Here is a 17,939-nt window from a genome sequence, read left to right on the forward strand (position 1 = left end):
AAGTCTCCGTGGGTCAGTGGGTAAGGGGTTGATTGCGGATCTGCTCGAAGTGGCGCAGCAGCGCCGCGTTGAACGCCGTGCGTTGATCGACGTTGGGCAGGTGCCCCGCGTGAGGAATCGTCTCGAGCGCTGCGCCCGCGATGCGCTGCTGCAGGCCGCGCATCGCCTCGGGCAGCACGCCATCGTTCGAGCCGACGATCAGCGTCGTGGGCGTTGCAATGCGTGCCACGTCCGCGAGATAGTCCAGGCCCTGGATGGCGCGGGCACATCCGGCGAATCCCCTGACCGAGGTCGCGGCCGCGATGGCCTGAAGACGCCCAGTGGTCTCGGGGTTCGCTGCCACGAACTCCTTGCCGAACCAGCGTTCGATCGTCGGTCCGGCAAGCGGTGCGCAAGTCCCGTGCTTATCGGCAAGCGCAATGCGCTCGTCCCAGGGAGCAGCCACTGCAGGCGGTGCGTCCGCTCTCGCGGCGCACAACACGAGGCTCAGGATCCGCTCACCATGCTGGATGCCCAGCCCGAAGCCGCTCATGCCGCCAAGAGAGAGCCCCACGTAGTGCGCCCTCGCGATGCCCAGCGCATCCAGCACCGCGATGGTGTCCGCGGCCAGGCCGTCCATGGTGACGGCTTCAGTCATCGGCGGTGGTGAATCCCCGTGGCCCGTGGTATCGATGCGCAGCACATACCACCCTTGCTCGGCGAGGAGTGCCGCCTGCTCGTCCCACATGGCGCCGGACGAAAGAATGGAGTGGGTCATGACGATTGCCGGGTCTTTCGGATCCCCTTGCAGACGCACGGACAGTTCTCCGTGGTGGCCGCGCACACGGCGCTGCTGGATGTTTGTGTTCGTCATTCGGATTCCTTCACCCCGGCGGCGCGCAGGGCGCGCCAGACGGCTTGCGGCGTCATGGGCAGTTCGTTGATGTTTGCGCCGACAGGTGCCAGCGCATCGTTGATGGCACTGGCGATCGCAGCCGGGCCGCCGAGATAGCCTGCTTCTCCCGAGCCCTTCTGGCCGAACACCGTCAGCGGCGATGGCGTGCAGTGGTCGACGATGGTGATCGAGGGCACCTCTTCCGCACTGGGCAGGAGGTAGTCCATGAAGGTGCCCGAGAGCAGTTGCCCTTCTTCGGAGAAGGCAAACTTCTCAAGCAATGCTGCGCCCAGGCCGTGGGCGACACCGCCGTAGGTCATGCCGTGAACCACGTCCGGGCTGATCATCACGCCGCAGTCGTGGCCGACGGCGTAGCGATGCAGGTGCGTCTTGCCTGTTTGCGGGTCGATGCTGGCGAGGACGACATGCGACTCGAAGGAGTGGCACGGGTACATCTGCACGCGCCCATCCTCCGTCGGCATCTTCCCGCCCGTGGGCACTTCCCAGCAGAACTTCTCCTGCAGTCCGGGCTCCATGCCCGGAGGCATGCAGTGGTATTTGCGGTGCGCGATCTGTACGAGCTCGTTCCAGGTCATCCGGCGATCCGGATCGGCCTGCACGACGACGTTGCCGTCCTCATAGGCCAGGTCTTCCTCGGGCACCTCCAGGTTGTGGGCAGCGATCGTGAGCAGCTTGTGCTTGAGGATCTTCGCGGCGCCGGCTGCTGCGCCCCCCAGCATGATGGCCATGCGGCTGCCCACCGGGCTGTTCGATGGCAGCGCGTTGAGCGAATCCGCATGCAAGACGCGGATGCTGTCCGGCTCTCGCTGCAGCACTTCGCCAACCACGGTCGACACCAGCGTCTCGTGCGCCTGCCCTGAGGTGGACGTGCCCATCAAGGCGGTCACCGCACCGTTGAGGTCGATGCGGATGAGGCATGAATCCATCCACGTCGTGGTCTCGTTCTTCGGATTGAAGAGGGGCTCGAAGGCGGAGTTGCCGCCCGAAGGCTCCAGGCAGGTGGACACGCCAATGCCCGCCAGCAAGCCATTGGCGCGCAGCGCGTCCCGTTGCTGGACCAGTTCGTCGTATCCTGCCGCTGCGAGCGCCTTGTCCATCACGGCCTCGAAGTCGCCCGAGTCGTAGTAGGTACCGCTCGGGATCAGGTAGGGGAACGAATCCTTGTGGATCAGGTTCTTGCGCCGAAGCTCCACCCGGTCCATGCCGAGGTAGCGGGCAACCCTGTCGATGCCCGTCTCGATGGCGTAGTTGGTCGGTGCCTGGCCGAAGCCACGCACCGCTTCCTGCGGCGTCTTGTTGGTCATCACCGAATAGGCGTCGTACTCGACGCTGGCGATCTTGTACGGCCCCACGATGGCGCCCACTGGCTTGCCGAGCTGCAAGGGGGAGCGTCCGGAGTACGCGCCGATGTCGTCGATGGCGCGCATGCGCATCGACTTGATTGCACCATCGCCATTGAAGGCCAGGCTGACCTCGAAGATTCGATCCGGCCCCTGCATGTCGCCACCGCGCATGTTCTCCAGGCGGTCTTCCAGGAAGCGCACCGGCCGGCCCAGCTTGCGAGCGAGGAAGCCCACCAGGATGGTGTGCTTGAGTCCTCGCTTCAAGCCGTAGCTGCCGCCCACGTCCACGTCGAAGTGCACGCGCACCCCGTTGCCGGGAAGTCGCAGGCACGTGGCCAGCAGGTCGGGATACTTGGGCATCTGGATCGAGGCCCAGACATCCAGGATCTGAGTCGCATCGTTCCAGCTGCAGGTGGCAACGAAGGTCTCGATCGGCACGGTGGAGCTGCGCGCCCATCGCGCCCGGTAGCTCAACTGGTGCTCGGCCGCGGCGAAGTGCTCTTCGACCTCGCCCCAGGTGAACTTGCGGTTCCAGATGATGTTGTCGCCGTGTGCCGGGTGCACCCTGGGGGCATCGGGTTCCATCGCCCTCTCGGGATCGACCACATGGGGCGCGGGCTCGTACTCGACGTTCACCAGTTCGGCGGCATCCTCGGCCAAGGCGCGGGACTCTGCCACGACGGCGACGACCCACTCGCCGGCATAGCGCACCACGCCGCGCGCCAGGGGATAGCGGGCCACTTTGGGCGCGTCGACCCCAGGGAGCATGGGATCAATGGCGTCATTGAGTTCCTCGCCGGTCAGTGCCTCGTGCACTCCAGGCAGGGCCAGCGCGGCAGATGTGTCGATGGACAGGATCCGGGCGCTCGCATAGGGACTGGCAACGATGGCCACATGCAGCAGTCCCGCCGGAACCACGTCGGCCGCATAGTGCCCCTTGCCCGTGACGAAGCGACGGTGTTCCACCGCCCGACGATGACGGCCGATGTACTTGAAAGCCTGGTAGGCAGGGTGCTTCGGATCAGCCATGGGCCACCTCCTCGCGCTTGCCTTGGGCTTCCTTGGCCTCGTATCCCGGCGAGGTGGCCAACTTCACCGCGTCGACGATCTGCTGGTAGCCGGTGCAGCGGCAGAGGTTGCCGCCTATCGCGTCACGGATCTGGGCTTCGTTGGGTTGCGGCGTGCGCTCCACCAGTGCATGGCAGGCGACCAGCATTCCCGGCGTGCAGTAGCCGCACTGCAGCGCGTGCGTTTCGCAGAAGGCGTCCTGAATCTTCGACAGGCATCCGCGCTGCGGCGCCAGGCCCTCGACAGTGGTCACCGACATGCCATCGGCCTGCACGGCGAACATGCAGCAGGAACGCACCGGCTCGCCGTCCAGCAAGACGGAACACGCACCACAGATGCCGTGTTCGCACCCCACGTGGGTCCCGGTGAGGCCCAGATGGTCACGCACGAAGTCGACCAGCGTGGTGCGCGCTTCGATGGCGCGCGGCTGTATGACGCCGTTGACCTTGATTTCTACTGTCACAAGGGAGGAAGACATGGCGATTGCTTTCTTGTCTCAGTGTTGAAGGGTGGATGCGGGGCTCTGCGCCTGGGCGGCTTTGAGCAGGACGCGCGTGAGCATCACGACGCCCAGATGACGCCGGTAGTCGGCGTTCGCATGCAGGTCCGATCCCGGCTCGGTCTGCTGCAGGGCGGCTTGGGCCATTTCTTTGGCCATGGCCGAATCGATGCGATAGCCGACGAGCTGCTGGGCCAGCTCCGGAAATGCCCTTGGCGTGCCGTCCACCCCGCCGACGCCGAAGGCCACGCGGCGGCAGACGCCGTCTGCATCCAGTTCGATCTGGCAGGCCGCAGAGGCCATGGCGAAGTCGCCACTGCGCATCGCGGTTTCATCGAAGGCTGTGGTGACGGTGCCTTGCCACACCGGCCACTCGATCTCGACAAGGCATTCGGTTTCACCGGTCGCGGTGAACATGGGGCCGAGAAAGAAGTCTTGTGCGGAGATTTGGCGCTCGCCATCGGCTTGGCTTTGCAGCCGCAGCGTCGCATTGAGCACCGTTGCCGCCAGCGGCAGCTCAGCCGATGGGTCCGCGTGAACGAGGCTACCGCCGACCGTCCCGCGGTTGCGCGTCTGGATATGTCCCACCCAGCGCAGGGCGTCGCGAACCAGCGGCAGCGCCGCATGAAGTTCGGTCCCGTGCTCTACCGTCCGTTGCCGGGTGGTGGCGCCCATCCGGACCCTGTCTACCTCGATGCTGACCTGTCGCAGATCGGCAAGCCGGTAGATGTCCAGAAGCACAGTGGGCCTTGCAAGGCGCATCGCCATCATGGGAACCAGGCTCTGTCCACCGGCGATCGCCTTGGCATCCATGCCGTACTGGTTCAGGCAGTCCAGCGCGTGCTCCAGGGATTCCGCGCGGACATAGTCGAAGGGTGCTGCTTTCATGTTTTCACGCGGGTTGGTTGCTTCGGATGGGGGAGCAGGTCAGCACGGTCAGTGGCGGCCCGAGGAAATCTCACATTCCTGTGCTGCTGCGTTCCTGCTGGTCTGTTCGTTTGTCTCGTTTCGGTAGGAGAATTTTGTTTTTCCACCGCCTTTTGGGCAATCGATCAAAACTGGCTCGGCGTGAGAAAATCTCACAGCGCTGCGCACGCCCGGACGCCGCGACATTTGCGAGTGCCATCATGAGAAAGCTCCCGCCGCTCAACGCCTTGAAAGCCTTCGAGGCCGCCGCACGCCATGTCAGCTTCACCAAGGCTGCGGAGGAGTTGCATGTCACGCACGGCGCGGTCAGCAGGCAGGTCACGCTGCTGGAGGATTGGCTGGGCGTCGCACTCTTCCAGCGCAGTGCCTCGCAGATTGGACTGACGGACAGCGGCCGGGCCTATGCGCAGGAACTCACATCGCTTCTCGATCGCTTGTCTGTCGCAACGGCGCAGGCCACGCAGACCGCGTCGGCCATCAACGTGAGTGCCCCGCCAACTTTCACGATGCGCTGGCTGATCCCGCGACTATCGACCTATCAGCGCAAGCGGCCTGGCGTGGAAGTGCGATTGACCACATCGATCGCACCGGTGCACTTCCAGGAGAACAAGTACGACATCGCCATACGGGGGGCGTTGGAGCCGATGGCTGGTTGCGACTCCGTGCCCTTCATGACCGAGACCATCGTTCCGGTCTGCCATACGGACTTCGTGGAGTCGGGAGGCTTGCACAGCCCAGCGGACCTGTCACGACATACGCTGATTCGCTACACCACCGAGCCCTACCCGTGGTCGACCTGGTTCGAGGCGGCGGGCCTACAGAAGATCGAGGGAGTCGGCACGCTCCACTTCGAACAGATGTACTTCGCCTTGCAGGCTGCATCGGAGGGACTTGGTGTGGTGTTGGTGCCGCTTTTCCTGGTCGCAGACGACATCGTGGCAGGGAAGCTGTGCGCGCCCTTTGGCTTGCAAGGTGCGATGCATCGGCACTACTACGCCAATACTTCGCCTGCGTCGGCTCATAACGCGGTGATCGCTGAATTCCGCGCGTGGCTTGTCGAGGAAGGACGGAGCACCGAACGTGCCATTACCCTCTGGGCGCAGGAGACCTTGAAGCAGGCCAGCCCACCTGCCGCGACCAAGACGCGAAGACGAAAGCCGTAGCCGACTCAGGAAGCGCTCGCCGATGAGTTGGAAGGACTGTCGCGAATGCTGGAAGGGCCACTTTCGGGAGCACCGTCAATTGGCGGCTCCGGGCCGGATCCGTGAGTGCGCAGCTGGTCCAGGAAGCAGTCCTTCGAATGAAGCCTCCGCCTCTCATGACCGTGCGTGGTCGTCCGAGACGACTGCTTCGAGCTCCCGAACGCGCAACCTAGGTGGCCCTCAACTTGATGGGAGTCCATCATGGCATCCAATCTCAACGTTCCTCATCGCGAGCCGTGGAACAAGGGCAAGATCGTCGGGCAGAAGGCTCCGTTCAGGATCAAGGACATCTGGGCACTCCGAGTGCGCCTCCAAATGGAAAGCCGAGTGCGCGAGCTTGCCCTCTTCAATCTGGGAATCGACAGCAAGTTGCGTGGCTGCGACCTCGTCAGTCTTAAGGTTCGAGACGTCTGCCACGGCGACCAAGTGGCAACTCGCTCTGTAGTGATGCAACACAAGACCCAGCGCCCCGTACAGTTCGAGATCACGCCGGTGACGCGCGAAGCTGTGCAGAAGTGGATCAAGCAATCCGGACTGAGGTCCGAGGATTTCCTGTTTCAAAGCCGCGTCCACGCTTCATCGCATCTGGGCACACGGCAGTACGCTCGAATTCTCGAGGGCTGGGTCGAGGAACTTGGTCTTGATCCGGCTGAGTACGGCACGCATTCGATGCGGCGAACCAAGGCGACGCTCATCTACCGCCGCACCAAGAACCTGCGGGCCGTGCAGTTGCTGCTTGGCCATGCCAAGCTGGAGTCGACGGTGAGATACCTCGGCTTCGAGGTGGACGACGCCTTGGAAATCTCGGAGCAAACCGAAATCTGATCCGGGCGGAAATCGATCGGGCATGCCGTCGATCGCAGAGGTCAGGGATGCGATCGGTCGAATTGCCCGTTCTCCCAGGGCTGCCCTGCGGCCCAGCCGAACTGCAGCCTCCTGGAACCACCTTGGAATGGCGGTGTCGGCCATGAACGGTCCTTGGGTCGCGCCAATCGTGCGGCAGGTCAAGACCTGACTCCGGTCGTCCAACGGCGCGACCCGAGCTAGCGGTTTCGACCCACAGCCTTCCTTCGGCTCCTGCAATAGCGGTCTCGCCGCGCGAATTGTTCAGAGGCACATATCGGAAAGCAAAACCGGCGGGTGGCATGCCGACCACCGCACGACGTTGACGAAGGCGGCTGACGCGCCCACCATTGCGCATCCTCGCCAATGCAAGGGGATCTCGATGGCTGAGAGCGACAAGGTGTTCCCGGGGAAGCTCCGCGACGCACTGACGGGCCCGCTGACCTTTGAGGCCTGCGCCGCCGACGCACCGGTTGCCGCTGTACGGTGACCAGCAAGAGGTGGACCGACAGCTTATCGCTGGACCCTCACCTTGCTCGCTGCTTAAAACCGCGGCCGAAAGCGGTGTGGTCACCATCGAACTGAGTCCTTTGCTTTGCTCATGCCCTTGACTATGAGACCTGCAAGTTCCCCACGGTCATACGTGGCACAAGAAAACGACATCCCAACGCAGGCGTCCGGCGATGAGGGGCTTTAAAGCTAGACGATGCCTGAACTTCCGAGCTTCGTCCGCGGCATAAAACCCCAAAAACACCTTCACCAAATGTGCGTGACCCCATCTGCCGAAGACACTCATGCAAGAAAACTCGCTTTGTAGGGCCTTGAAAGCCGAAAATTCACCGCTCAAAGGGACATGATGGCGATCATCCGGGATAAAGCACTGTACTTGGCATTTTTAATTTTATGTATGCCTTCGGCATCCATGGCACATGTTGCGATAAAAATTGATAACACCGAACCGCCGCGAATGTCCTCGAAGAATCTTATACCCGATAGAACCGAATATAAAGATACTCAAATAATAGCGGAAAATAAAAATTATTGGATTGTTAGCAACAAAATATATCGAATAGACAATTTTATAGCAACCGAACAAGATCTTGGCGTGTGCGAGGGTGCCAATGAAGGCAAAATGATACGAATGCCTCGGACCGACTATAAAGTCACTGCATTGGTCGAATATAACGATCGATGGTACGTAGGCACAGACCATGGTCTATTTTATCTTTGGATGGGGAGACTACGTCCAGTTCTGACAGAGAAGAGATGCTTTCCAAGCAAGAAACGAGACGAGAAGGCCTCGGACACCAACGAAGAAAGGGGCATAAATAAGCTTTGGAAACTCGGAACACATCTCTGGTTCAATGCAACTGACTACGGCTTTGGTCGAGTGGGAAGTGACCATTCCGCCCATGGATGGACCGATACCTATACTTACAGTGGAATTGCAGATATGGAAGAGCAAGCGCTCTGGGTGGTGACGAGGTACAAAGATGGCGATTTCTTAATAAGACTAAGTGACCTAGAGCCAGCAACTTCTGACAAAATGCTGCCAGATTCCGAGCGGGTTGTGTTTAACGGCTGGGATAATAAGCCAAATCAGTCTGAACGAAGAATTCTCTCGGCCAAGAGGCTTAATGGAATTCTCTGGGTTGTGGCAAGCGACGGGATATATGTCATTATTGGGATGATCGGTTATAAGATCCAAGATAGTCCTTATCCAGCGGAGACCGATATTCCAGGCCCATTCGCACCCGACCAGATGCTTGAAACGCCCGCCCTTGCAGATTCAACGGAGTACAGGTCCATCCTCGCCATACTCTTGAAGTACTCTAGCCTTACGTCCGAAAATTTAAAGCAAGTAGCAAAGTCCGACAACGCAAATAAGAAGAAGGTGTGGCAAGCACTAGCGCAGGAAGATAGCCCGACCACCGAGCATCCTTCTCAGCGGCAAAGGCCAGAATTCTCGGAATTGGAACGAACAGAATCAACGCCGCCGACTGAAACGGATCGTCCGCGTCCATCGCCGTTGGAGGTTCATCGGAACGGGCGGCTCGTGATCGAGGATGCCAATGCTATACCAGTTAACACCCAGGCTCAATGCGCCGAGGGGGTTAATCTTCAAATATTTGACGATATTGACGGTGTTTATATTTGGGACGTCAAGGCGAATAAACATTCGCTGGCTGTTCCTGGGGTCAACAGCTCTTTGACGATCGCGGGTTACGATGACGATGAGATACTTCATATTAGCAATGCGAGTGAAAGTGGAAGTGCTTCCAAGCCCGCTCTTAGTCCTGACGCCGTCGGGAGAGCCTGCAACGCATTTGTGTTTGGTAGCGAAGGCTTTTATAGAATCCGCAACGGCGCCATTCGCAAGCTTAACGGCGACGCGAAATTATCGAAGAAGACAAACGTATTGCTAATCCAACTCTCTGGTGAGGAGGAGTTTCTGGCCGTTCTAGCGTCAGGCGTATACCGAATCTCCAATGATGCCTTCGAAAAAATCGATACGAATGCTCCGAGGCAGGCCCTGGAAGGTCTATCTCCGGGCGAGTCAAGCCTAAGTCGAAGCCAGTCCGAATCAACCCAAATATTGAAAAATGGTCACGATGTCTGGGTTGCGACAGAAACTTCAGTTTACGTATACTCGGCTAAGGAAAAGAGATTTGACCGCGTCCCAAACATCGAACTTGCAAGACCGCAACTTAAATCATTTGGGGATCTTCTATGGATCGTTGGAGATAGCGGAATATATAGGATATACCCCAATGTCTCAATTGGCTATAACATTGACGCAACCAGCACGGCAGAGAGGTGGAAGCAATTTGCAAGTCTATTGTCCGGCGGAGATGTGCTTCTGAGCGGGTTCTATAAGTTGCTCCCGAAATATGTAGATACAGAACTCGATCGATCGCTTGCAAAAAGTTTACCTCACGGACAATTCGATTTTATTGCGGCTAGGTCGAATGTGGATTTTGAAGAATTGTCTCGAAATAGCCGCTACAGCGCCGAATCCACACCGATCGACATTTCTGCTGGGCACCAGATTTTCTTTATGAGGTTTCGCGATAGATTTGGAAATACAGTCATCACAAAAAGCGAGCTGACTGCTTGGCCGAGCGCTGAGGTGGTTCCCCTTTTCATTCTGGCGGTATTGGGATTCGCCTCAATCTTGGCACTCGCCGCTGCTCCGTATAGTCGCACCGTTCACATGGCAGCGATGAATCCATGGCTCCGTCGCTACGGGTCCTTTGGGCTGATTCCCTTGCTGCTCACAGTACTGCCGTTAATGAGACGCCATGTTCTAGGAAGATATCTTAAGCAATTCAGCCTTGATTCAGAAATTGAGCATACGAGTGACAACTTCGTCCCCCCCGCACCTGATTTCACATACGAAAATTTCGTCCAATTCCTAGCTTCGAGCCGAAAGGTATTTCTATTGGGGCGTTCTGGCCTCGGCAAGACTTCATTTTTTCGTTATCTTTGTTCAAACCTTTCCCGCGACGCGAAGTTGCCTCGGGGCTGGAGAAAACCAATTCCCATTTTTATTCCTGTGGGCAGGTATCAGGACTTGGACCCTGCGGAAATGTTTGCAGCTCAGCTAGCAAAATACGGAGACATCCACGACCCCGAGCTTGCGATGTGGTTCTTGAGACAGGGAAACTTCGTGCTATTTGTCGATGGACTAAATGAAGTTTCGGACGCCAGCCGTTTGAAAATCAACCGATTCCTGGACATGGCTAGTCGTCAAAACATTGTATGCCTCAGTTCCCAGCAGCGATACGACGATTTTGAGTGGCTTAGTGTGGTTGGTCTTAGCCCGCTCACCGAAGTTCAAATGCAATCAATACTCGCAAGAGAGTTGCCGCGCAACGTCGTCGATGAGTTTGTGTCGGAGCTGAACATTTCAACCAGAGAAATATATTCCACCCCTCAGAATCTCATTTTTGCCAGGCGTTTGCTCCTCGCAGGGGAGCTGCTTCCGCAGAGCCGATTTGCGCTGTATGAGTCCGTTTTCCGACCCATCGAAGACAGGTGGTGCAAAGCTGGTTCGGAACAGCTATCAGTAATACTAAGCCAAAGAGCATTCGAGATGCTCTCGCTAAAGCTCCCCTTTCTAGAGAGCGGCGGTTTCCAGGTCCCACCGATGCTTCGGAGCGACCTCATTGAGGAAAAACTAGTCGCACGAAGCGGCAAAGATCTGCTTTTTTCTCACGATCTGGTGCGCGCGTACTTTGCTGCCAGTTTCTTTTTTCAGATTTGGGAGGAGGACGAGGAAATATGGAAAAGGAGACCTGACCGGAACTGGCTAGCCATGATCGAATTCTGCATGGTTCGCTTTACATCCACTTCACAGATCACCCAACTTCTAGAGCGCTTCGTCGCAGTAAGCTCAAGTTTGGCTGGAGACGTATTCCGGTTGTTGAAGCGAGATCGGCCGGATCTAGTCTCCCCGGAAACTGAGGCCGCTTTCCTCAAGCGATTCGCGGAGGCAACAATTTTTGGATAATGCGCCGAGCCGTTCGCGATTTAATTGGCTTCGTTCGGTAGCATGGGGTGTCGAGGACATAGTCGAACTGCGCCTGCGTCAACGCCAGTGGCGTTGGAGCGCTGTTCTCGCGTGGCCAGACAAAGCGACGGGTGTTGAGTCTTCTGGCGGCACACCACACGCCGAAGCCGTCGCACGAGAAGCTTGATGCGGGTGGCCCGCACATCGGCGAAGAGGTAGCCGTGATGCGCGCGTGCACTGCCCAGAGAATGCACGACATGCGCCAACAATGACTCCGCGCCGGCGCGCATGTCCAAGGCTGCGTACACAGCCACAAGGCGTCGATTCGGATCATCGCAACAGTTCGCGAAGCCACGCCGAGCAATCGGTGCCGAGACCGGCCAGGTGATGCTCACGGCGAGCACATCGCGCTTGAGCTCCAGCTGCATCTCCTCACTAGGAACGGTCGCAGCAGGAGGCGGCGATGGAGACGGCATCGGTGCCGGAGGTGTCGACGGCAAGGAGAGCGCGACGAACTCCGGAGCCTCCTTGGCAGCCGTCGCCTGCGACCGCAGCGGAATCGCCCGGCACCCGCGACGCTACTGATGCACAAGGTTGTCGTTCAGCCCGAACGACAACGCGACCGCGGCTACCGAGGTGCCAGGCTTCGCGCATCCGGCGAGGACCTGCGCCTTGAAATCTGCGCTGTGACGGCGGCACTGCTTCGGATTGACGGCCATAGATGTCCAGCTAACTTAGATGGACAGCGTGGTCTACGGCCTAGTTGCCAATCTCAAGGTGGCCGGACGGGACGCTTACGACGGCGTGTTGGCCGAGGCACCTGTTTTGAACGCTTCGCCGCGCATTGCAGTCACTCAGCTGCAAATTGCCAAAGACTGCAACGGGCCCCGAACGCCAGTTCGCAGTATGTCGAAGCGGTCGTTCAAAGCGATTTCGTTGGCCGCTCCATGCCACCTGCTATTGGAGGTCAGGTTCCGAGGGACACCGGTCGTGCACCGGGAGACGTGCCTAGGTCAGCTTTCAGAAGTCGCCGCCATTCAGTTCGAAAGATCGAAGAGCCGCAACCAGTCGTCTAGAGCGGTATTTGCGGTCGTCGGCGCGGCCGAGGACGAACTGGCACGGGGCTCCTGATCTTTCGCGTGAACGGATGCGCGCTCTGGCCCTTGCTGCGCCGCACGCGGCGCACCGGCAGCAGCGCGCCTCCCAATGGCGCCGATCCGTTGCGCCAGCGTTCAGACTGCAACCGTCACGCGCATGAACGTGGCGGGGATCGAAGTGCCGCCGGCGGTATCCTGATTTTGCGCATTGGCGAGTTCCAGCAGTTGGTCGTGGAGATCGGCCTCGGTGCCACTCTTTTGCGCCGCCTCGAACGCGTTCATGGTCGGTCCGTAGAACTGGCGGAACAGCCCAACCACCTCCGCCGGGCTCCTGTTGGGCGACTTGAACCAGAAGGTGTCCTTGACCAACAAGATACGGTCCGCGGGCACACCGGCCTGACCGAATCGCTCGACGATATGGCTCTCCACACCCCAGGTCATTGGACTAATGAACCCCTCAGGCGGCGGCGGCGCGAACGCCGAACTGATCTTGAGCAGCTGTGACACGAACGAGGTTGGGTCGTTGGGGATCCAGTTGCCCATTACGATGCGACCGCCCGGCTGGGTGACGCGCACCATTTCCTTGGCGACGTCGAAAGGCCGGGGTGCGAACATCGCGCCGAACACGGTCAGTGTGAGGTCGAACGAACGGTCCGCAACACCCTCCAGGTTCGAGGCGTCACCCTCCTGAAATGAAAGGTTCATGAGACCGGCTGCCGCTGCGCGCTCATTGCCGGCCTTGACGAGGTTGCGGGCGATGTCGATGCCGACGACATCGGCGCCGGTGCGAGCGAGCGGCACTGCCGTGGTGCCATCGCCGCAACCGAGGTCTAGAGCGCGCAACGGCGTCTTCAGGTCGAGAGATCTCACCAGAGCTTCGCCGGCATCCCGCATCAAGGCGGCAATCGCGGTGAAGTCGCCCTTTTCCCACAACATCTGGTTCGGATTCATCCGGGCCTCCTTCAAGACTTGCCCTGGCTTCGCCATTTGCGAGCACCAGCGGACGGCGCATCGGTGTGAATGTACGACATTTGCGGCTGGGATAGGTACTGAAGCAGCTGAACCGGCATCAGGGGGCGCGTCACCTGTTGTAGGTCCCTCGCCAGATGCAATGCGAATCTGCTGGACTCTCCCGATCGCCGCGGTGTCACCGTCGCAGCCTGAACGGCGCACAAGGCTGCGTCCAGCGTCGTCCGGCGAAGTCCTGTCGCGTTCGATCTCGTACGGCTGCTGTGCAGCGGTAGCTGTCCTCCCCGACCGCTGGTTGAATTCACGCTGTGATGCCGATTCCGGTCATAGAGTTTGCAAGGGGGCTTTGGTATCAATGACCGGTCCCAAGGCGATGCAGACGTCGACCGAGTTCCCTCCCGCACCGACTGGGCCAAGGCCGGTTTGAAGCTCAACCGCCGAACGGCCGCTTTTCCAGTCGCCGAACTAAAGGGCTGTGCCATGAAGCGGACCGTCAGCGGCCGGGAGCGACGCCCGCAAGCGACTCGAATTCACTACCCCCCGCGGCCCGATCTGGGGCATCTGGGCAAGCGTCTGCTGCATGCGATCCGAAATCTCGGCGACTGCGACCGTTGGAGCCTGAAGGGGTTCACGCGGCGAGACGCGCCGTCACCCGCATCAGCGCATGGTGCGCCCGACTGGACCGAGGCGCCTGCTCGCCGCCTGATACGCGTCATCCACCCAGGCGCAGAGCAGCGGCCGCGTGGTCGCGGGCTCAATGATGTCGAGCACGCCGAAGCGCTCGGCCGTGCGCATGGGAGACGAGATCGCGTGATAGTGCGCCTCGAGTTCCAGCCGGTGCGCAACCGGGTCCTCCGCGGCAGCAATATCCTTTTTGTACGCCGCGGCGACACCACCCTCGACCGGGATCGACCCCCAGCGCGCCGATGGCCAGGCGTAGCGGTTCGGCAGCGCGGTTCCCGAGGGCCCGTGCCACGGGCTCAGCATGGCACCGGCCAGACCCACGCAACGTCGCAGAACGATCGCCAGCCACGGAACGCCCGATTGCTCGATGGCGTGTAGAGCCTGCATCGCAGCCGCGAGCGTGCCTTCGCGCTCCGCGTCGGGACCGGTCATGACACCCGGTTGGTCGGCCAGGTTGACGATGGGCAGGTGGAAGGTGTCGCACAGGTCGACGAAGCGTGCCATCTTCAGCGCCGCGGCACGCGTCAGCGCGCCGCCCATCACAACTGGGTTGTTGGTGATCACGCCCACAGTATGGCCGTTCAGCCGTGCCAGGCAGGTGATAGCGGAGCCGCCGAAGTCCGGCGACAACTCGAACACCGACCCCTGGTCGAAAATCGCCTTCAGGATCTTGCGCGGCTGGAACACCTTGCGCCTGTCCGCGGGAATCGCCTGGTTGAGCCAAGGATCGCAGCGATCGGCCGGGTCGTCACAAGCCACTTGCTGCGCCTGCTCCCACACGTTGGCCGGGAGGTAGGACAGGAAGCGTCGCGTGGCCTGCAGCGCCTCTTCCTCGGTGTCGACGGCCAACTGGACCGTGCCGCTATAGCGGTGCATCGCGTCATAGCCGCCGAGCGCTTCCTTGTCGATGTCCAGGCCCAACGCCTGCTTCACGACAGGCGGCCCGCCGGCAAAGATCTGGCTCTTGCCACGAATCATGATGGCAAGGTGGGACGAGGCCACCCGCAGCGCCCCCAGGCCGGCGCAAGCGCCGAGCGCGATACCCACCACGGGAACGACGCCCAGCAGTTGCGTCATCGGCAGCATTGCGTAGCCCGGGATCTTGGTGTGGCCGAGCTTGTCCAGCAGCTTCACGCTGCCGCCGGCGCTGTCGACCATGCGAACGATCGGCAGCTTGTACTCGAACGCGTAGCGGTCGGCAAAGATCCACTTCTCGGATACCGAACCCTCCGAAGATCCGGCGCGGATCGTGAAGTCGTCGGACGAGACGACAGTCCGCCGCTCGGCGACCTTGCCGACGCCGACGACGGCGTTGCTGGGCGTAAAGCTCTCGCGCTTGCGGTCCGCGCCGTACTTGACGGAACCGGCCAGGGCGCCGATTTCTTTGAAGCTGCCCGCGTCGAGCAGGTGATCGATGCGCTCGCGAGCCGTGAGCTTGCCTGCCGCGTGGTGGCGCGCCACCTGCTCCTCGCCGCCCAGTTCGCGCGCGATGGCGCGGCGCTGTGCCACCTCGTCAAGTTCTTCGGTCCATTCGCCCGCTGCGGGCTTCATTGTCAGTGTGGTGTTCATTTGGAAATCGCTCCTTGGGAATGACGAGCCAGCCAGGCATCGCGAAGATCGTTTTTGGTCACCTTGCCGGCATGATTGCGCGGCAGCGCATCGACGAACTCGATCACGCGAGGCTTCTTGTAGCCGGCTATCTGCTGGGTACAGTGCCGGGCCAACGCATCGGCGTCGCTCGCCTCTCCGGGGCGGCGGACCACGAAGGCCGCGATCACCTCGCCCCACTCGGCGTCGGGAAGTCCGAGCACGGCAACTTCGGCGACGCCCGGATGGGAGTGCAGCGCGTCTTCGACCTCCCGGGCGTAGACGTTGAAGCCGCCGCTGATCATCATGTCCTTGTTTCGGCCGACGATGTAGAGGAATCCTTCGTCGTCGAAGCGACCGAGATCGCCGCTGTAGTACCAGCCGTCGCGGATGGACTCGCGCTCCAGTTCGGGACGACGCCAGAACGCCACTTCGCCGATGCCGCGATGGGCAATCGCGATCTCGCCGATCTCGCCCGCCTTGACCGGGTTTCCATCCGCGTCACGGACCGTGATGTCGACATTCATCGTAGGTCGACCGCAGGAGTTGATGCGCTCCGAGGGCTTTCCATCCTGCAGATGGTCGTGCGGGTAGAGCACGCAAAGGGGCTGGACGGCCTCCGTCATCCCGTACTGCTGGCGCAAGATTGGCCCCAGGCGCTCTAGCGCCTCATGGACCGTGCTCATCGGTGTAGGGGCTGTGCCGTAGTGAACGCGGTTGAGAGCGGACACATTCGCGCCGGGGTTGGCGGCCAGCACTTCGAGTAGACGGGTCATCATCGTCGGCACCACCATCAGCTGCGTGATGCGATCGCTCGCGATCTGCGCGATCACCTGCTCAGCGTCGAAGCGGTCGGCCACGATGTTGCGGGCCCCGCGCAAATAGCAGGGCAGCAGGTGGACGCCGGCAGCGTGCGTGAGCGGCCCCACGTGCAGCATCGCATCGTCGATGCCGAGGCCGTACTCCATGGCGCCAAAATGGTTCGCCAGGCGCGCCTCGAAGCGTTCGATGCTGTAGGCCACGCCTTTCGGCTGGCCCGTCGTGCCCGAGGTATAGGCGATGCGCAGTAGCAGGTTCGCGGGCACCTTGAGCCACGGCGCCCCGTCCGAGGCGCGGGTCAGCAGCAGGTCGTAGTCGAGCACGTCGGCGTCGTGCCACCCCACGCCGATCACGACGCGCAACGAGGGCACCAGCAGCCGTACTTGCTGTACCGTTTCGCGGAACTCGGCGCCGGCGATGAGCACCGAGGCGCCCGCGTCGTTGAGGATGCCGGCCTGCTCGCGCACCGTGTGCCGCGCGTTCAGCGCCACATAGGCCTGGGCAGCCTTTTCGGCGCCGAACTGGGCCTCGATGCTCTCCACCGAGTTGTTGAGCAGCACTGCGAGCCGCTCGCCGGGTGTCAAGCCCAGGCCGATCAGGGTGTTGGCGAGCTGGTTGCTGCGCCGCTCGATCTGCGTGTAGCTGTAGCTGCGGTCGCGGAAGACGATAGCCGGCCGGTCGCGGAACTGCGCCGCCGCCCAGGACAGGGCGTGCCCTGCAATTCGGTCGGAACTCATGGGATTCAATCCTTTGTGTGGGTGGGGTGAGGCAGAGCTAGCTGCCGGATGGCTTCGCGTCTCAGGGCGTCGACGAGGTCCTCGACTGCGTCGGCGGCGGTGTTGGCGTCGCCTGCCTCCAGGGCCTTCACCATCACGCGCCAGGTGCTCGCCGATTCAATGCGGCGCGTCGCGCTTGCGAGACCGAGCATCGAATAGCGCCTCGTCTGCCGTGCCAGAGAACCAAGGATGTCCGCGAGGCGTTCGTTGCCACAAGCGTCTGCGAGCAGGCGGCCGAGCCGGTTGCTGACGCCCAGATACGCGTCGGCATCTACGCCCCCATGGGCCGCCATTTCGAGTTCGTGCACGCCGGCGTCGATCGCGGCGACGAAGTCGGCGTTGTGAGGTGCCAGGCGACGGACCATCGCGCCGAGCAGGTCGCGACGTATCTCGAACAAGTCGCCCACTTCCTTGATGGTGAGTTGCGTGACGTGCGCCCCGCGATTGGGCTGTATGCGCACCACGGAGTCCTTCTCCAGGATGCGGAGCGCTTCGCGGACCGGCCCGCGGCTGACTTCGAGTTGCTCGGCGACCGTCTCTTCGCGAATGCGGTCGCCTGGGGCGTACTCGCCGCTTGCAATGGACAGGAAGATGCGCTCGGCAATCTGCTCGGCCAACGTCATCAACTGCCGGCCCGCCGAGCCGCCGCGCATCGACAGCGCTTCGGCTTCCGGGGCGCAAGCCGCACGCACGTCCGCAACCGCTTTTTTCATGGCG

General features: G+C 61.1%; 12 protein-coding genes. 4 read left to right on the top strand and 8 right to left on the bottom strand.

Annotated features, from left to right (window positions below; all coding sequences use genetic code 11):
• Positions 1-13: 13 nt before the first annotated feature.
• From QTI68_RS32160 to QTI68_RS32175, 4 genes are read right to left on the bottom strand one after another with little or no spacing between them, the layout of a single operon-like run.
• Complete coding sequence (locus QTI68_RS32160; RefSeq protein ID WP_286527475.1) at positions 14-853, bottom strand: alpha/beta fold hydrolase; 840 nt, start codon at positions 851-853, stop codon at positions 14-16.
• Positions 850-3,267 carry a xanthine dehydrogenase family protein molybdopterin-binding subunit gene (locus tag QTI68_RS32165; protein WP_286527476.1) on the bottom strand — a complete coding sequence of 806 codons (2,418 nt, stop codon included), beginning with the start codon at positions 3,265-3,267 and terminating at the stop codon, positions 850-852. The genes QTI68_RS32160 and QTI68_RS32165 overlap by 4 nt, the downstream gene beginning before the upstream one ends.
• Positions 3,260-3,784 (bottom strand): (2Fe-2S)-binding protein, encoded by a 525-nt coding sequence (locus QTI68_RS32170; protein WP_286527477.1) that lies wholly within the window; start codon positions 3,782-3,784, stop codon positions 3,260-3,262. Before QTI68_RS32170 ends, QTI68_RS32165 begins: the two co-directional genes overlap by 8 nt.
• Before the next feature lie 18 nt (positions 3,785-3,802).
• Entirely contained in the window at positions 3,803-4,693 is an 891-nt protein-coding gene (locus QTI68_RS32175; protein WP_286527478.1) for an FAD binding domain-containing protein, read from the bottom strand.
• A gap of 239 nt (positions 4,694-4,932) precedes the next feature.
• Between QTI68_RS32175 and gcvA the strand changes: the two genes are divergently transcribed.
• The 4 genes from gcvA to QTI68_RS32195 all read left to right on the top strand — a co-directional run bounded on the left by gcvA (position 4,933) and on the right by QTI68_RS32195 (position 12,421).
• Complete coding sequence (gcvA, locus tag QTI68_RS32180; protein WP_286527479.1) at positions 4,933-5,895, top strand: transcriptional regulator GcvA; 963 nt, start codon at positions 4,933-4,935, stop codon at positions 5,893-5,895.
• A 240-nt stretch (positions 5,896-6,135) separates the two neighbouring features.
• Positions 6,136-6,759: a tyrosine-type recombinase/integrase gene (locus tag QTI68_RS32185; RefSeq protein WP_286527480.1), complete on the top strand. Its 624-nt coding sequence runs from the start codon at positions 6,136-6,138 to the stop codon at positions 6,757-6,759.
• An 871-nt stretch (positions 6,760-7,630) separates the two neighbouring features.
• Positions 7,631-11,290 (top strand): NACHT domain-containing protein, encoded by a 3,660-nt coding sequence (locus QTI68_RS32190; protein WP_286527481.1) that lies wholly within the window; start codon positions 7,631-7,633, stop codon positions 11,288-11,290.
• 738 nt (positions 11,291-12,028) lie between these two features.
• Positions 12,029-12,421 (top strand): hypothetical protein, encoded by a 393-nt coding sequence (locus tag QTI68_RS32195; protein ID WP_286527482.1) that lies wholly within the window; start codon positions 12,029-12,031, stop codon positions 12,419-12,421.
• 101 nt (positions 12,422-12,522) lie between these two features.
• On the opposite strand, the gene QTI68_RS32200 is transcribed toward QTI68_RS32195, so the two are convergent.
• From QTI68_RS32200 to QTI68_RS32215, 4 genes are all read right to left on the bottom strand, one after another.
• Complete coding sequence (locus QTI68_RS32200; RefSeq protein ID WP_286527483.1) at positions 12,523-13,338, bottom strand: class I SAM-dependent methyltransferase; 816 nt, start codon at positions 13,336-13,338, stop codon at positions 12,523-12,525.
• Positions 13,339-14,013: 675 nt separating this feature from the next.
• Entirely contained in the window at positions 14,014-15,609 is a 1,596-nt protein-coding gene (locus QTI68_RS32205; RefSeq protein WP_286527485.1) for an acyl-CoA carboxylase subunit beta, read from the bottom strand.
• Positions 15,606-17,183 (bottom strand): class I adenylate-forming enzyme family protein, encoded by a 1,578-nt coding sequence (locus QTI68_RS32210; RefSeq protein ID WP_286527487.1) that lies wholly within the window; start codon positions 17,181-17,183, stop codon positions 15,606-15,608. Before QTI68_RS32210 ends, QTI68_RS32205 begins: the two co-directional genes overlap by 4 nt.
• Before the next feature lie 5 nt (positions 17,184-17,188).
• Positions 17,189-17,935 (bottom strand): GntR family transcriptional regulator, encoded by a 747-nt coding sequence (locus tag QTI68_RS32215; RefSeq protein WP_286527489.1) that lies wholly within the window; start codon positions 17,933-17,935, stop codon positions 17,189-17,191.
• Between the last annotated feature and the right edge of the window lie 4 nt (positions 17,936-17,939).

The sequence above is a fragment of the Variovorax sp. J31P207 genome (assembly GCF_030316965.1).
Classification (GTDB): domain Bacteria; phylum Pseudomonadota; class Gammaproteobacteria; order Burkholderiales; family Burkholderiaceae_C; genus Variovorax; species Variovorax ginsengisoli_B.

Bases quoted from the DNA above. Each gene is read 5' to 3' on its own strand.
- QTI68_RS32160 (WP_286527475.1), bottom strand. From the start codon at position 853: ATGACGAACACAAACATCCAGCAGCGCCGTGTGCGCGGCCACCACGGA.
- QTI68_RS32165 (WP_286527476.1), bottom strand. From the start codon at position 3,267: ATGGCTGATCCGAAGCACCCTGCCTACCAGGCTTTCAAGTACATCGGC.
- QTI68_RS32170 (WP_286527477.1), bottom strand. From the start codon at position 3,784: ATGTCTTCCTCCCTTGTGACAGTAGAAATCAAGGTCAACGGCGTCATA.
- QTI68_RS32175 (WP_286527478.1), bottom strand. From the start codon at position 4,693: ATGAAAGCAGCACCCTTCGACTATGTCCGCGCGGAATCCCTGGAGCAC.
- gcvA (WP_286527479.1), top strand. From the start codon at position 4,933: ATGAGAAAGCTCCCGCCGCTCAACGCCTTGAAAGCCTTCGAGGCCGCC.
- QTI68_RS32185 (WP_286527480.1), top strand. From the start codon at position 6,136: ATGGCATCCAATCTCAACGTTCCTCATCGCGAGCCGTGGAACAAGGGC.
- QTI68_RS32190 (WP_286527481.1), top strand. From the start codon at position 7,631: ATGATGGCGATCATCCGGGATAAAGCACTGTACTTGGCATTTTTAATT.
- QTI68_RS32195 (WP_286527482.1), top strand. From the start codon at position 12,029: ATGGACAGCGTGGTCTACGGCCTAGTTGCCAATCTCAAGGTGGCCGGA.
- QTI68_RS32200 (WP_286527483.1), bottom strand. From the start codon at position 13,338: ATGAATCCGAACCAGATGTTGTGGGAAAAGGGCGACTTCACCGCGATT.
- QTI68_RS32205 (WP_286527485.1), bottom strand. From the start codon at position 15,609: ATGAACACCACACTGACAATGAAGCCCGCAGCGGGCGAATGGACCGAA.
- QTI68_RS32210 (WP_286527487.1), bottom strand. From the start codon at position 17,183: ATGAGTTCCGACCGAATTGCAGGGCACGCCCTGTCCTGGGCGGCGGCG.
- QTI68_RS32215 (WP_286527489.1), bottom strand. From the start codon at position 17,935: ATGAAAAAAGCGGTTGCGGACGTGCGTGCGGCTTGCGCCCCGGAAGCC.